The sequence below is a fragment of the Helicobacter pylori SA37A genome, assembly GCF_000476015.1.
GTDB lineage: Bacteria > Campylobacterota > Campylobacteria > Campylobacterales > Helicobacteraceae > Helicobacter > Helicobacter pylori_DB.
Genome location: NZ_CBOO010000005.1, coordinates 36,706 through 51,799, shown reverse-complemented (window position 1 = coordinate 51,799; position 15,094 = coordinate 36,706). Strand labels below are relative to the sequence as shown.

The 15,094-nt window shown below is 38.8% G+C and carries 15 protein-coding genes; 4 read left to right on the top strand and 11 right to left on the bottom strand.

Annotated features, from left to right (window positions below; translation table 11 throughout):
• Positions 1-17 precede the first annotated feature (17 nt).
• Positions 18-764, bottom strand: coding sequence for an SPOR domain-containing protein (locus QT76_RS03690; protein WP_033616641.1), 747 nt, complete (start codon positions 762-764; stop codon positions 18-20).
• Positions 765-963: 199 nt separating this feature from the next.
• On the opposite strand from QT76_RS03690, the gene QT76_RS03685 reads away from it, so the two are divergent.
• Genes QT76_RS03685 through QT76_RS03675 form a run of 3 tightly spaced genes read left to right on the top strand, consistent with a single transcriptional unit; the run spans position 964 to position 3,284 of the window.
• A complete protein-coding gene (locus QT76_RS03685) occupies positions 964-1,191 on the top strand; it encodes a hypothetical protein (RefSeq protein WP_001191194.1) in 228 nt (75 codons plus the stop codon).
• A 12-nt stretch (positions 1,192-1,203) separates the two neighbouring features.
• Complete coding sequence (locus QT76_RS03680; protein ID WP_000051170.1) at positions 1,204-1,440, top strand: hypothetical protein; 237 nt, start codon at positions 1,204-1,206, stop codon at positions 1,438-1,440.
• A complete protein-coding gene (locus tag QT76_RS03675) occupies positions 1,425-3,284 on the top strand; it encodes a primosomal protein N' (RefSeq protein WP_033616640.1) in 1,860 nt (619 codons plus the stop codon). Before QT76_RS03680 ends, QT76_RS03675 begins: the two co-directional genes overlap by 16 nt.
• A 33-nt stretch (positions 3,285-3,317) precedes the next feature.
• Here the strand turns inward: QT76_RS03675 and cmoA are convergent, their stop codons facing one another.
• Both cmoA and sodB read right to left on the bottom strand, forming a co-directional pair.
• A complete protein-coding gene (gene cmoA, locus QT76_RS03670) occupies positions 3,318-4,049 on the bottom strand; it encodes a carboxy-S-adenosyl-L-methionine synthase CmoA (protein WP_033616639.1) in 732 nt (243 codons plus the stop codon).
• A gap of 51 nt (positions 4,050-4,100) precedes the next feature.
• On the bottom strand, positions 4,101-4,742 hold the full coding sequence (gene sodB / locus QT76_RS03665) for a superoxide dismutase [Fe] (RefSeq protein ID WP_000494629.1): 642 nt from the start codon (positions 4,740-4,742) through the stop codon (positions 4,101-4,103).
• 223 nt (positions 4,743-4,965) lie between these two features.
• Between sodB and tpx the strand changes: the two genes are divergently transcribed.
• The gene (gene tpx / locus QT76_RS03660; RefSeq protein ID WP_001174636.1) at positions 4,966-5,466 is read left to right on the top strand and encodes a thiol peroxidase; all 501 of its coding nucleotides are present in this window, start codon (positions 4,966-4,968) and stop codon (positions 5,464-5,466) included.
• A gap of 258 nt (positions 5,467-5,724) precedes the next feature.
• On the opposite strand, the gene cheW is transcribed toward tpx, so the two are convergent.
• From cheW to QT76_RS03620, 8 genes are read right to left on the bottom strand one after another with little or no spacing between them, the layout of a single operon-like run.
• Complete coding sequence (gene cheW, locus QT76_RS03655) at positions 5,725-6,222, bottom strand: chemotaxis protein CheW (protein ID WP_000070757.1); 498 nt, start codon at positions 6,220-6,222, stop codon at positions 5,725-5,727.
• The gene (cheAY2, locus tag QT76_RS03650; protein ID WP_033616638.1) at positions 6,219-8,669 is read right to left on the bottom strand and encodes a chemotaxis histidine kinase/response regulator CheAY2; all 2,451 of its coding nucleotides are present in this window, start codon (positions 8,667-8,669) and stop codon (positions 6,219-6,221) included. The genes cheW and cheAY2 overlap by 4 nt, the downstream gene beginning before the upstream one ends.
• 55 nt (positions 8,670-8,724) lie before the next feature.
• Positions 8,725-9,660: a chemotaxis protein CheV3 gene (cheV3, locus tag QT76_RS03645; protein ID WP_033616637.1), complete on the bottom strand. Its 936-nt coding sequence runs from the start codon at positions 9,658-9,660 to the stop codon at positions 8,725-8,727.
• 3 nt (positions 9,661-9,663) lie between these two features.
• Entirely contained in the window at positions 9,664-10,422 is a 759-nt protein-coding gene (locus QT76_RS03640) for a UDP-2,3-diacylglucosamine diphosphatase (RefSeq protein WP_033616636.1), read from the bottom strand.
• Between the two features lies 1 nt (position 10,423).
• The gene (locus QT76_RS03635; RefSeq protein WP_033616635.1) at positions 10,424-11,092 is read right to left on the bottom strand and encodes a YggS family pyridoxal phosphate-dependent enzyme; all 669 of its coding nucleotides are present in this window, start codon (positions 11,090-11,092) and stop codon (positions 10,424-10,426) included.
• A gap of 27 nt (positions 11,093-11,119) precedes the next feature.
• Positions 11,120-12,970: a menaquinone biosynthesis decarboxylase gene (locus tag QT76_RS03630; protein WP_033616634.1), complete on the bottom strand. Its 1,851-nt coding sequence runs from the start codon at positions 12,968-12,970 to the stop codon at positions 11,120-11,122.
• Positions 12,971-12,979: 9 nt separating this feature from the next.
• Entirely contained in the window at positions 12,980-14,554 is a 1,575-nt protein-coding gene (serA, locus tag QT76_RS03625) for a phosphoglycerate dehydrogenase (RefSeq protein ID WP_033616633.1), read from the bottom strand.
• 15 nt (positions 14,555-14,569) lie between these two features.
• Positions 14,570-15,091, bottom strand: coding sequence for a hypothetical protein (locus QT76_RS03620; RefSeq protein ID WP_033616632.1), 522 nt, complete (start codon positions 15,089-15,091; stop codon positions 14,570-14,572).
• Between the last annotated feature and the right edge of the window lie 3 nt (positions 15,092-15,094).

Here is a 15,094-nt window from a genome sequence, read left to right as displayed (position 1 = left end):
AAGGATAGTTAAAACGACTACTTCTCTACCAACGCAGGCTTATTTTTAAAGCTTTTAGCCGCATTTTCAAGCTGTTTTAGGGCCTCTTCTTTCGTTTTGTAAGGGCCAATCAAATAATGCGTGAGGGAGTCTTTTTTCTTTATTTGGTAGGGGAAAGTTTTGAGCGTTTGCAAAAAATCCTTACTGGGCATGTTCAAAAAAGCCCCAATTTGCAAGTAATACCCTTTAGGGACACTCGCATCTTTTAAGTTAGGTTTTACTAAGCTTTTTTTATTCTCGTTTTTAGGCGACTCTTTTTTTAAGGGCTGGGATTGATTAATAGCGGTCTCTTGCTTATGGGCTTTTTTGATTTTTCTTTTCACCTTTTTGCTTTCTATATAAAAATCATATAGATCATGGATTCTTTGCTTCACATAAGCTTCATAGCAATTCTTATAAATCGGGCTACTTTCAATAGAAGCTTTGGGGCTTATTAGCATAACCAACGCCACGCATTCTTCATGGGCGACTTTGAGCCATTCTTCTTCGCTTTGCTCTAGGATTTCTTTGATTTTAGGGAACTCATACTGCGTGCCTTTCCCCATATTTTCTAACATTTCTATAAGTTCTTCATGGACTTGATTGAGCCTTAATTGGATAGGGGGTAAATTTTTGGGTGTATTTTGAACGCTTTTAAGATCCGCTTTTTTATCCTCTAAACCAACAGCACTTCTTAAAAAGAGGAAAACCAACAACAGAGTTATTTTGAATATACTTTTTTGCATTTATCATTCCCTGTCAAGCTCTCTATCTTGTTATTTTATGGTAATCAAAAATACCAAATACCGCCATAAGAATTGCTTAAAAATAGGATTTAGCTGCTTGATTTTATGGTAAAAGTCATTACCTTAAGGGGATAGGGGTATTTTGCGATAATCAAATAGCTTTGATATAATAACTTTTAAAAACCATGAAAGGCTTATTATGCAATCTCTAAGTTTGTTAAACCAGTTGGGCGCTAAAATTGATGAGTTGATTGAAAAAATCCAAAAACAAGAAGAAGAATTAAACGCTTTACGCCAAGCAAACACCACGCTAAATGCGCAAAACGAAGAAAAAGACATTCAAATCGCTATTTTATACGATGAATTGAGCGCTAAAGATAAGGGCATTCAAGGTCTTTATGACAAAATCTCTGATTTATTGTCATAAACCATTAAAAACATGTCTTTAGAAAACGATAGCTTAGAAATCACTTATTTAGGCAAACGCTATAAAATCTCTCTCAATAACACCTTTAGCGATGAGATGAAACGCACCCTAAAGGAGCGTTTCCATAACCAAGAATTAAACGCTTTAGAGCTTTTAAAGGATTATTTGCATGAAAGTTGCCAGAACGAGTATTTGTGCAATGAACTCCAAAAGCTTTTAGAAAAAATCTCATCATGTTCTACTACTTAATCGCTCCTTTAAAAAATAAAACCCCCCCTTTAACTTACTTTTCTAAAGAGCGACACCTTAAAGGAGCGTTAGTCAATATCCCTTTAAGGAATAAAACGCTTTTGGGCGTCGTTCTTGAAGAAGTTTCAAAACCCTCTTTTGAATGCCTAGAGCTAGAAAAAACCCCTTATTTTTTACTCCCCTTTCAAATAGAACTCGCTATTTTTATCGCTCAATATTACTCGGCCAATCTTTCTTCAGTCTTAAGCCTTTTCACCCCTTTTAAAGAATGCGATTTAGTGGGGTTAGAAAAAATTGAGCCTGTTCTTAATATATTAAGCCAAACGCAAACCAATGCTTTAAAAGAATTGCAAAAACATCCAGCAAGCTTGCTTTTTGGCGATACGGGTAGCGGGAAAACCGAAATTTATATGCATGCAATCGCTCAAATTTTAGAGCAAAAAAAAAGCGCTCTGTTGTTAGTGCCAGAAATCGCCCTCACCCCTCAAATGCAGCAACGCCTTAAAAGGGTCTTTAAAGAAAATTTAGGCTTGTGGCATAGCAAACTCTCTCAAAATCAAAAAAAACAATTTTTAGAAAAGCTTTATTCGCAAGAAATCAAATTAGTGGTAGGCACACGAAGCGCGTTGTTTTTGCCCCTTAAGGAGTTGGGTTTAATCATTGTAGATGAAGAGCATGACTTTTCTTATAAGTCTCATCAAAGCCCTATGTATAACGCTAGGGATTTATGCTTGTATTTATCCCATAAATTCCCTATTCAAGTGGTTTTAGGCTCTGCTACGCCAAGTTTGAATAGTTATAAACGCTTTAAAGATAAGGCTTTAGTGCGCTTAAAGGGGCGCTACACCCCCACGCAAAAAAACATTATTTTTGAAAAAACCGAGCGTTTTATCACGCCCAAACTCCTAGAAGCGCTGCAACAAGTGATAGACAAAAACGAGCAAGCCATTATTTTTGTGCCTACAAGGGCTAATTTCAAAACCTTGCTGTGCCAAAATTGCTATAAAAGCGTTCAATGCCCCTTTTGCAGCGTGAATATGAGTTTGCATTTAAAAACCAACAAACTCATGTGCCATTATTGCCATTTTTCAAGCCCTATCCCTAAAATTTGCAGTGCATGCCAAAGCGAAGTTTTAGTGGGTAAAAGGATAGGCACCATGCAAGTGTTGAACGAATTAGAAGGCCTTTTGAAAGGCGCTAAAATAGCGATTTTGGATAAAGATCACACCAGCACGCAAAAAAAACTCCACAATATTTTAAACGATTTCAACGCTCAAAAAACCAATATCTTAATCGGCACTCAAATGATAAGCAAAGGGCATGATTACGCTAAAGTGAGTTTAGCGGTTGTTTTAGGCATAGACAATATCATTAAATCTAATAGTTACAGGGCTTTAGAAGAAGGCGTGTCACTGCTTTATCAAATCGCTGGGAGGAGCGCTAGGCAAATTTCTGGCCAAGTGTTCATTCAAAGCACCGAAACGGATCTATTAAAAAATTTCTTAGAAGATTATGAAGATTTTTTACAATACGAATTGCAAGAAAGGTGCGAGCTTTATCCGCCTTTTTCAAGGCTGTGTTTGTTGGAGTTTAAGCATAAAAACGAAGAAAAAGCCCAACAATTGAGCCTAAAAGCCTCCCAAACCCTTTCTTTGTGTTTAGAAAAGGGCGTAACGCTCTCCAATTTCAAAGCCCCCATTGAAAAAATCGCCTCTTCTTACCGCTACCTTATTTTGTTGCGTTCCAAAAACCCTTTAAGCCTAATCAAAAGCGTGCATGCGTTTTTAAAAACCGCCCCTAGTATCCCTTGCAGCGTGAATATGGATCCTGTGGATATTTTTTAAAAACTCATGTTTTTATATATTATTTCAAAAAACTCATGTTTTTCTGGCAACTAACAGCGTGAAATTCACCCATTTAAACAGCGCTTCCACATGCTTAAACCCCACGCTTTCTAAAAGAGCGACATTTTCTTTTAAACTATAAGGCACAAGCACATTTTCTAACGCTTCCCTTTTGAAAGCGATTTCATTGTGGCTATAGCCCTGATTTTGTTTATAAAGGTAGTATAGCTCTATCATTTGCTTGTCTAATATCCGATCTTCGCTCATGATCTTTTCGCCCACCAATAAAACCCCATTCAACGCAAGGCTGTTATAAATCTTTTTGAGCAACACCTCTCTTTGCATGGGGCGGACAAATTGCAACACAAAAAGCAATGAAAACGCGCTCGCTTCTTTAAACTCAACCTCTAAAAAATCCATGCATTCAAAACGGACATTGTTAAAATCTTTTAATTTTTCTTGCGCTTTTTTGAGCATGGGCATGGAATTGTCAATCCCTACAAGCTCAATATCCTGTTGGATTTGTTGGTTAAGCGCAATAAAAAAGTTTCCGGTAGAACAGCCCAAATCATAAATCAAGGGCTTAGATAAGGGCTTAGGATAGATATTTTCTTTTAAATTTTGAGCGATAAAATACGCCCCTAGATTCAACATTTCATGATAATAGGGGATGGAACGCTCCAGCATGTCATCAAAAACATGGGCGACTTTCTCATCAAAACAAAAGCGTTTGTTTAGAGATTCATTAAACAGAGTGTCTTTCATTCAAAAAAGAAGCGTGGTTTAAAAATCTTTAAACCACAATAGCCGTAACGCTTAAGCTTTTTTATGCACCAACTCATTGATGTAGTAATCCACTGAGCCTAAGCCTTCTTTTTTCGCCCACTCATAGCATTGAGAAACAAAATGCCAATTAATATGCCCATAGAATTTTTCCAAATACACAGGGCGCGCGTTTTTATGATCAATGTAATAAGCATGCTCCCACACATCCACCACTAAAAGCGGCACTTTTTTATCCGTAACTGGGGTTTGAGCGTTGCTCGTTTGAATGATTTCAATTTTTTGAGTGTCTAAATTATACGCTGCCCAATTCCAACCAGAGCCAAACAAAGTGGTCGCGCTCTTAATGAAGTCTTCTTTAAATTTTTCCAACGATCCGAAATCTTTTTCTAAAGCCCCTTTTAACTCATCGCTTAAAGCGGTCGCTTTGGGGCTTAGGCAATCCCAATAAAAATCGTGGTTATAAATTTGAGCGGCGTTATTAAACACGCCTCCGCTAGACTTCGTCAAAATATCAAACAAAGAACTTTTCTCAAAATCCGTGCCTTTGATAAGGTTGTTCAAATTATTCACATAAGTTTGATGGTGTTTCCCATGGTGGAAATCAAACGCCACAGGGCTTAAAAAATCTCCCATGCTGTCTTTAGCAAAAGGCAACTCTCGTAATGTAAACATGTTTTCTCCTTGTGATCAGATAGCCGTATTGTAATCATTTTTTAATACTTTTTGGTAAATCTTTTCTTAAAAATGGATCGTTATGCAAATTTTGTAGATTTTAAGGGGTTTTTTAAAATGAAAACAACTTTTTAAACAAATTCTCTTTAAACTTGTTAAAAGTTAATCTTAATGGGCTACTATTCTAACGCAATATAGCAATTCAATTAGAAAGGATTTAACCATGCAAAAAGTTACTTTTAAAGAAGAAACATACCAATTAGAAGGGAAAGCCTTGAAAGTGGGCGATAAAGCCCCTGATGTGAAATTGGTCAATGGCGATTTGCAAGAAGTCAATTTGTTGAAGCAAGGCGTGCGTTTTCAGGTCGTTAGCGCGCTTCCTAGTTTAACCGGATCGGTTTGCTTGCTCCAAGCCAAACACTTTAATGAGCAAGCCGGTAAACTGCCCTCTGTGAGTTTTAGCGTTATTTCTATGGACTTACCTTTTTCTCAAGGACAAATTTGCGGCGCTGAAGGCATTAAGGACTTAAGAATCTTAAGCGATTTTAGGTATAAGGCTTTTGGGGAAAATTACGGCGTGCTGTTGGGCAAAGGCTCTTTTCAAGGCTTACTCGCTCGATCGGTGTTTGTTCTTGATGATAAGGGAGTGGTTATCTATAAAGAAATCGTTCAAAACATTTTAGAAGAGCCCAATTATGAAGCGCTTTTAAAAGTGTTGAAATAGGAAATCCTTAAAAGGAGGGGGCTACAATTTAGTGAATCTCAACGCAAAAAGCCCCACTTGTTAAAAAGCGTTGGTGATAAAGACTAAAAAATGAGAGGTTCTTTTTAAATCCGTTTAAAAAATTTTCACGCTATTTTTAAAAGAAAAGATTAAAAAAACTCTGTTTTGAATCAAACATTACCGCTTGATTAAAATCAAGCTTTTTAATGGGGTAGGTCTTTCTCAAAGCCCATAGGGGCTATGGATAAACTAAAATTTTTAAAAGTCTTTCTTTAAGATTTCTTCCACTCTTAAAATGGTTACGAGTCTGTCGTTTTGTTTCCCAATGCCATAGGTTAAATTGTTGTTATCGCTCAAAGTTTCTGGCACCGGGTCAATATCCGTTTGCTTGATGCGAATGGCTTCAGTTAAGCGATCAATGAAAAATCCAGCGATCTGATCGTTATGGCGCACCACCAAATAACGAGTGTCTTTGTTTTGTTTTTCAGCCTTCAAGCCAAATTTTAAACGCAAACTGATCAAAGGGAAGACATTACCCCTTAAATTGAACACGCCAAGCACATAGTTTGGGGTTTCAGGGACTCGCGTGTAACCAATGGGTTTGACGATTTCTAAAATATTCAAAATGGGAATGGCGTATTCTTCATCGCCAATAATAAAGCCAATGAATTGCAAAATTTCTTCATTGTCTTCTGGTTTAGAACCTGCATTAGCTTCTTTTTGTCTTTCAAATAAATCTTTTAATTGGTTGCTCACGATTGGTCTCCTTCTAATTTAATGCTGCGCTTCACTACGGTGGTTAAATACTCACCGCTATAAGGTTTGGTGATGTATTCAGTCATGCCGGATTCAACGCCGCGCATCCTATCGGTTTTGGTTACCCGACTGGTTACTGCGATCAAAGGCAGATTTTTGAATTTATTGTATTTACGCACTTCAGAAGCGAAAGTGTAGCCGTCCATCTTGGGCATTTCAATATCCACTAAAATAGCGTCCGGAATCTTATCGCCATTTTTAAGCATTTCTAAGCCTTCTAACCCGTTAGTGGCCTCTAAAAGCGTGATGCCTAATGGTTTTAAACATTTGCGGATAATCGCTCTGTCCGTGCTGCTGTCATCAATCGCTAAGACAATATAATCGCTAGGGGAATTTTTGCTCTTCGTGTTTTCGGATTCATTCATCAAGGTAGTGATATTGACCTTGATGCTTTTTGCCATATCCATCATCGCTCCCACATCTACAATGAGAGTGATTTTCCCATCGCCTCTCACCGTAGCGCCAGCAATGCCTCTAGTGTTTTTAAGATAGTAACCTAAAGATTTGATGACCACTTCTTCTTGACCGATTAAATAATCCACAATCACGCCAATTTTTTGATCAGCCAAGCCAATGATGACCACATACACATCTGAGTTGGATTCCAAAATAGCATCCACTTTAAAAATATCAGAAAGGCGCACCAAAGAAAGCACCTCATCCCTCAAACGCAACACGCTCTTGCCATCAACGGTGTAGATTTCATCTTGGCTGATGCGCACGGTTTCTAAAACTGAAGAAAGCGGTATAGCGTAATATTCTTCTTGAACGCCCACGAGTAAAGCTTGAATGATAGCCAGAGTGAGAGGGATTTTAAGCTTTTGAGTCGTGCCTACCCCCACTTCTGAATCAATTTCAATGATCCCATTGAGCTTTTCAATATTGGTTTTCACCACATCCATGCCCACGCCTCTGCCTGAAACATTGGAAACGACTTTTGCGGTAGAAAAGCCTGGTTTGAAAATGAGGTTAAACGCTTCCCTATCGCTCATGCCTTCAGCGTCTCTTTCGCTAATCACCCCTTTTTCAATCGCTTTTTCTTTAAGCATCACAGGGTCTAACCCTTTGCCATCATCAGAGATTTTAATCACAATGTGGTTACCCTCATTATACGCGCTCAATTGCACTTTACCGGTTTCAGGCTTGTTAAGCCTTCTTCTTTCTTCTAAAGGCTCAATCCCATGATCGCATGAGTTGCGGATAATATGGATGAGCGGATCGCCAATCTCTTCTACAATGGATTTATCAAGCTCGGTTTCTTCGCCCTCAATGATTAATTCAATGCTTTTGCCTAATTCCCGGCTCAAATCCCTTACCATGCGAGGGAATTTATTGAACACTTTGCCCACTGGTTGCATCCGGGTTTTCATCACCGCAAGTTGCAAGTCTGTCGTTACCGCCGAAATAGAAGAGACCACCTGGTTTAATTCCTCTAAAAACTTTTCCCCATCATAGCGTTCTTCCACATCGCCATAAATCCTGATCAAGCGATTCTTTCCTAACACAAGCTCACCGATTAAATTCATCAAGTGATCCAAGCGGCGCACATCCACCCTAACGGTTTGCTCCACGCCAATAGAGGGGGCTTTATTTTCTTCAGTATCGGCTTTAGCCTTAGCTTTAGTTTCTGTTTTAGGGGCTTTAGGAGTTTCTGTTTTAGGAGTTTCTGTTTTAGGAGTTTCTGTTTTGGGGGGTTCTTTTGTTGGGGTAACTTCTTGTTTGGCTTCTTGTTTTTTTTGGGCTCTTCGTTCTTTATCGGCCTCTTGGCGTTTGTTAAGCAGGCGTTCAATTTCCGCTTCCACTTCTTCAGCGCTCATGTTAGCGTAATCCAAATCCGGCTCATCGGCTAGCGGGTTATCGCTTGCGGGGTTTTCTGCAGTAGGGGTTTTATTTGCTTTAACTTCTTCTTTCGCTTTTTCTTTAATTTCTTCTTTTACTTCTTTTTCTGGGGCTTCTTTAGCCCCTGAAGTTTCTTTAGCACCCTCTAAATTTTGGCTCGTAATGGCTTGAAGCTGTTTGACTACTTCTTCAATCTCGTTTTCCTTGCCGTTATTGGTATCTGATCCGGTATCTCTAATCGTTACGAGCAAGGTTTTCATCAAATCAATGGAGCGCAACACGACATCCATAATATCAGGCGTAATCTTGATTTCGCCCTTTCTGGCGCGATTTAAGACATCTTCCATGTTGTGCGTGAGGTGCGTGAGGATATTAAGATTCAAAAATGAGCTAGAGCCTTTAATGGTGTGGGCCACTCTAAAAATGCGATTGAGCAAGTCCAAATCCTCAGGGTTATGCTCCAATTCCACTAAATCCTGATCCAATTGCTCGTTCATTTCAAAGGCTTCAATCAAGAAGTCTTCCATTATTTCTTGCAAATCATCCATTTAAAACCCTTTTTAGCGTTTGAGATAAGAGTATTTTACAATTTTATAAAAAGAATTATGCATTCTTGTCTAAAATCTTAGAAATTTCTTCGGTGAATTTTTCTGCGTCAAACTTGACTAAATACGCTACAGCCCCCATTTCTTTAGCCCTTTCAGCGCTGTAATTGTCGCAAATAGAAGAATTAAAAATCACAGGAATATAAGCAAACCTAGGGTCTTTTTGGAGCTTGAATAAGAAATGATAGCCATCCATTTTAGGCATTTCAACATCTGAAATAATGAATTTCAAATGTTTCCTCAAATCGTCCCCGTATTTTTTGAATAACATTTCTAATTTGTTCAACCCGTCTTCCCCATCCACAGCTTCCGTGATGCTAAAACCCAATTTGCTCAAATGGTTTTTTAAGGTTTTCCTCGCCGTTCTGCTATCGTCTAAAAACAACACTTCGCCTTCAAAACGCTCTTTAGGGGTATCTTTAGTGTTTTTAGCGTCTTCATTAAGTTTTAAATCGTCTAAAATGCTTTCTAAATCCAAAATAAGCAGGGTTTTGTCGTTTTCAATGCGGGTCGTGCCGGTGATATTTTCTTTATTGATGCTATTAGAGGCGCTAAAGGATGCAGGCTCCACATCTTTCCAGCTAATGCGCCTGATACGCCTAGCCGAATGGACTAAAAAGCCCAATTTAATGTTGTTAAATTCAGTGATAATGACGATTTTTTCGTTTTCCTTGCTTTTATCCGGGACAATCCCTATCCATTTAGCCAAATCAATAAGCGGAATGATCGTGGAGCGCAAATCAAACACGCCGATGATGTAATCCAAATTCGTGGGGTATTCAAAAAGGGTGGGCATGGGGATGATTTCTTGGACTTTAGCCACATTAATGCCATAAATCCCCTCATAAGGGACGCCCTCTTGCATGCCATAAATACGAAAATCCACGAGTTCTATCTCACTTAGTTTTAAATCGTTAGCTGTTTTTTCTGCCATGATTTAGGCGTCCTTATTTTGAGATGGTTCTAAAACGCTTGATGATACCTTAAAAAGGCTTTGTTCGTAATAAAAGGAGGGCAGTGGGCAATAAATCGGCGCATTCAAGGGGATTTTTGCGCCGCTTTTGAGGTGAAAATGCCCCTCTATAATGCCGTCAATGCTACCAATGTTAAGATTTTTAATGTAGTTTTGATAGGCTTTTAGGCGCTTTTCAATAAAGGCTTTTAATTCTTTTGGATCTAATTCCCAAAGGCGGATGGGTTTTTGATAGATGCGTTTTTTCAAAAAAGGGTATAAGGTTTTAAAACTTAATAAATTTAAAAAAGTTAAAAAAAATCTAGCCCAAGTGGAAGTGAGCTGCGTGATGTAAAATTCATACGCTTTAGTAATGAATAAATCCCCATGGGCTAGTAAAAAGCGTTTGTTATCGTATTGGAATAATACGGGCTGGTTTTGGCGCTCAAAAACCATCACTTTGGAATTGAATACAAAACGCATGGAAAAATCATGGTTACCTTCAAAATAAAAGACCTGTGAAATTTCGCTTAACGCATGGATTAAATCAATGATTTTTTGCTGATCTTTATCTAGGGGTAAATAGCCCACAAGAACATGGAAAATATCGCCCATGAAAAAGACTTGTGGGGGTTTGGCGCTTAAAAGTTCTTTAAGCGTATGGATTAAATGAGGGCTTTTGGGCAAAAAATGCGCATCAGAGATAAAAACAGCCCCATTTTTAAGCACATAAGTTTCTAGCATCTTACTCTTTGAACAAAAAAGAGCCAATCCTTAAAAGATTCGCCCCGCAAGCAATCGCTAATTCAAAATCACCACTCATGCCCATTGAAAGAACGCTCGCATTCTTTATTTGGTCAAAAAGCTTTTTGGTGGTGATAAAGGATTTTTCAATTTTCTTTTCATCATCAGTGTGCGCCCCTATACACATCAGCCCCTTAAGCTTGAGATGCTTGCAAGTTTCACTGATTTGAGAATAAGTTTCTAGTGCTTCTTCAGGCACCACCCCGCTTTTACTTTCCTCATACGCGCTATTAACCTGTAAAAGAGCGTTTAAATTGACGCCCAATATTTCGCAACGCTTTTCTATTTTTAGGGCGAGTTTTAAAGAGTCTAAAGAATGCAAAAGAGCGGGTTTTAAACTCAAAAGCGCATTGATTTTATTTTCTTGTAAAGAGCCTATCATGTGCCATTCAAGGGGCAAATGCTCTAAAGAATGCATTTTAGTTTTTAAATCTTGAACTTTATTTTCTCCAAAAGCCCTTTGAGAGCAGTTGTAGTAATGTTGGATAGCTTCTGGGGGAGCGTTTTTTGAAACAGCCACGATTTTGACAATATGGTGTCTTGAATAGGCGGTGCGGGCCTTTTCTATTTTGGTGATGAGGGTATCAATCCTTTGGCTATAATCTGTCATAACTCTTCTTTATAACATAACTCTTCTTTACAGCTCTTGTTGATGCGTGCTAAAAGAATGCGTGAGGTGGAATTTTTGGTTCAAAGTTTCAAAATCTTTTAAAAGCCCTTTCTTTTTCAAATTTTCTATGACTTCCATGGAGCAATTGGTTTCGGTGGGCCATTCTCTAAAATGTTTGTCCATAACGCCCTTATTGGTAGCGTCTATAAAAAAGCAATGTTTAGAGGTGAGGATATCGCGCTTGGCGTCAATATTATTAACGATGCGCCATAACAGCATGTAAGGGTTGTTTAAATCGTTGCTGGTATGCTCTACAAAGATGACGATGCGTAAATGCTCTTCAAAACCGAGCAAGTTTTTAGCCAATTCAATGACGCTTTTATCTTTCTTTTCCACGCTAATCACGCAAATGGGGTTACGAGTGTGCGGGTAATATTGCTTCAAAAGAACGATATTTTGCATTTTATCTTGTAAAAGTGCTAATAAGGCGCTATCGTTTAAAAGCGTGGGGTAGGGGGTATTGCTTTTAGAGGTCGCATCAATACCGAGTTTCCCCCCCATAGCGTATTCAGGGCTTGCATGATCTAGTGCGTCGCATACGCCTTGAGAGATGAGCGCATTTTCTTTAGAAAAATTTTCTAATATGTATTCAATGATAGCGTTGGTGTCCCTTAGATTAGGAGCGTCTTCATTGACAAAAATCGCATGCTTGACAAAGCTCATCTGCCCCACGCCCCAAAAAGCATGCATGACTTGCTTGGCATGAGCGTTATAGCGCGTGTGTATTTTGGCTAAAATCAAATTATGAAATACCCCATTTTCTGGCATGTAATAATCTATGAGATTGGGGGCGTTCATTTGAAGCAAGGGCAAGAACAAGCGTTCAGTCAAATACCCCATGTATTTGTCTTCTAAAGGGGGCTTACCCACCACAGTGGCTAAGTAAATGGAATCTTTTTTATAGCTAATGGTTTTGACTTCTAAAACAGGATAAGGCTCAATGGGGGTGTAATAGCCAGTGTGATCCCCAAAAGGCCCTTCAAGCTCTAATTTCTCGCAATCCACAAACCCTTCTATCACAATATCGCAATCGCTTGGCACGCTCAAAGGATTGCTCAAGCATGGCATCACTTGCGCTTTTTTTCCTCTCATAAACCCATAGAGCATGAGTTCATAAATCCCATAAGGTAAGGGGGCTGTCGCGCACCATGTATAGAGCAAATCCCCACCAATAGCGATACTGACAGGCATTTTGACTTTAGCCTTAGCGTATTCGTGGAAAAAGAGTTGGGAGTCTTTATGGATTTGCCAATGCAAGCCTAAATGGTTTTTATCATAAACTTGCAAGCGGTACATGCCTAAATTCTTTTTTTTATGATCCAAGCTTTGGGTATAGACTTGCCCCATAGTGATAAAAGCCCCGCCATCTTTTTCCCAAGTTTTTAAAACGGGTAGATCCCACAAATTGACTTCTTTGTCTTGCTTGATGATGAGATCTTTAGGGCGAGTGGTTTTTTTAGGGAAAATGTGTCTTAAATCCCATAAATCTTTTAAGACTTTCAAACCCTCAGTGAAATTTTTAGGAGCGTTAAAGTGCAAGAAAGCTTGCATGCGTTGTTGCAGACTTTCTATGGGGGTTTTTAACAAAAGATCCAAGCGTTTGAAAGAGCCAAAAGCGTTCATCAAAACAGGCATGCCAAAGGTTTTGATCTGGTCATGCTCTTTTCTTATGGGTTGCGTGAATAAAAGGGCTTTGCCTCCATTAGGCTTTTTCGCTTCTATATAGGCCAGATGAGCGATTTCTAAATCCACTTCAAGGGGGGTGTCAATGATTTCTAATTCATTATGTTTTTTTAAAAGCTTTAAAAAATCTCGCATCCAACTACCTTAAATAACCACATAATGAACGCTTAAGCATGCAGGAATGTTTTTAAGCTCTTCTAAAACTTCCAAAGAAACTTCTTCATCTACAATAATGAGCGCTAGGGCTTCTTTTTGCGTGTTACGCCCCAAACGAAAATCAGCGATATTAATGCCATGCCTAGCGAACGCATTCCCCACGCTCCCAATAACGCCTGGAATATCCGTATTCCTAAATAAAAGCATTTTACCCTTTGGCTCTATATCAATATGGAATCCATCAATCTCAGTGAGTTTTAAAATATCTTCTTCAAACACCGTGCCGCTCACGCTGATTGCGCCATTAGCCGCATTTAGAGTTAAAGAGAGCATGTTTTTATAGGGCGAAGCGCTTTCTTTAAGGCTAACCTTAATCTCAATGCCTCTTTCTTTAGCCACAAAGGGGGCGTTAATGTAATTGATTTTATCCCCTACAACGGGTTTTAACACCCCTACTAGTGTAAAAGCGACAATGGCGTCTTTAAATTGGTTGATCTCCCCACAAAGACTAAGCTCAATTTTTTGGCACACGCCCTTATGGATTTGACTGGAAAAATAACCCAGTTTTTGCGCTAAATTCAAGTAGGCTTTTGCGTTTGCATCAAAAGCTTGCATGGGTAAATTCAAAGCATGCGGATGGCTTGAACCCCTTAAAGATTCCATAACCCCTTGAGCGGCTTGTTTGGAAATTTCTTCTTGGGACTCTAAAGTGTTCGCGCCAATATGGGGGGTCGCATACACATTAGGTAAGTCTAAAAGCTTGTTATGAATGCCAGGCTCTTTAGAAAAGACATCAATGCCAAGCCAACGCACTTTTTTGGTTTCTAAAGCTTCATAAAGAGCGTCTTCATTATAAAGCCCGCCCCTAGCGCAATTGATCAAAATAACCCCTTTTTTCATGCGTTCAATCTCTTTAGCGCCTATCATGTTAATGGTTTCTTTATTTTTAGGGGTGTGGATAGTGATCATATCGCATTGCAAAATATCTTCAAAATTTTTTGTGTAAATGACCCCTAAATCAGTGGCTTTTGAAGAAGGGATATAAGGATCATAGGCTAGGACTTCCATTTCAAAAGCTTTTGCTCTAATGCCCACCCTAGAGCCAATGTTTCCAAAACCAATGATGCCTAGTTTTTTATTTTTCAATTCCGTGCCATACCAATCTTCTCTTTTCCATAGCCGTTGGTGTTTGATTTGATCGTTCGCGCAAGGGAACGAGCGCACTGCATTGATCAAATGCGCCATGGTCAATTCCACAGCGGCAATCGTGTTAGCGGTAGGGATATTCATCACTACAATCCCTTTTTGAGAGCAACTTTCTAAATCAATATTATCCACTCCCACGCCCGCTCTCACGATGGATTTTAAGTGGGTTAGGGGCTTTAAAAAATCGCTTGTGATAGGGGTCATGCTGCGAGTGATGAGTGCATCCATGGGAGTGAGTTTTTCTAAAAGCTCCTTTTTAGGGCATTTGGAATAATCATGCAAGACAATGTCTTTTTGAGCTTCTAAAATTTGAATGCCTTTAGCATGGATGGGGTCGCAAATGGCTACTTGATACATTTTTATCCTTTGAATTTAAAAAACAGCATGATAGCGTATTTTATAATAGTCTAAATCAGCTAAAAAGCGTTCTTTTTTGTTTTTGTCTAAATAGATGATGAGATTGGATTGGTTTTTGGTGTTATCGTAAGCGTAATCAATTTGTTCTTTTTTAAGGATTTCTTTTAAACACCACCATTGATAGTCCTTTAAATCCTTAATGATAAGCTTTGAATATTCCCTTTTTTTTTCTTCAAAAGGGATTTCAAAATGATGCTCTATAACAGGGTAATTGATAGATTCTTGAGCATCAAGATTTTGAGAAAGGGCGTTATTACGATCTTCTTCGTTATGGGAGGCTTTTTCATCGTTAGGGGTATTAGGATTATTGGGGCTTTCTTCTAGGTTGATTTCATGGCTTTTTGCATCTGTTTGAGAGAGGCTTTTATCTGCATGAGAAGTAGCGGGCATTTCTTTTTTAATACTTAAAAACAAATAAGCTAAAACGCCAAGAGCGACAGCTAAGAAAATAAAAGCAACAACACCCTTAAATCTCATGCC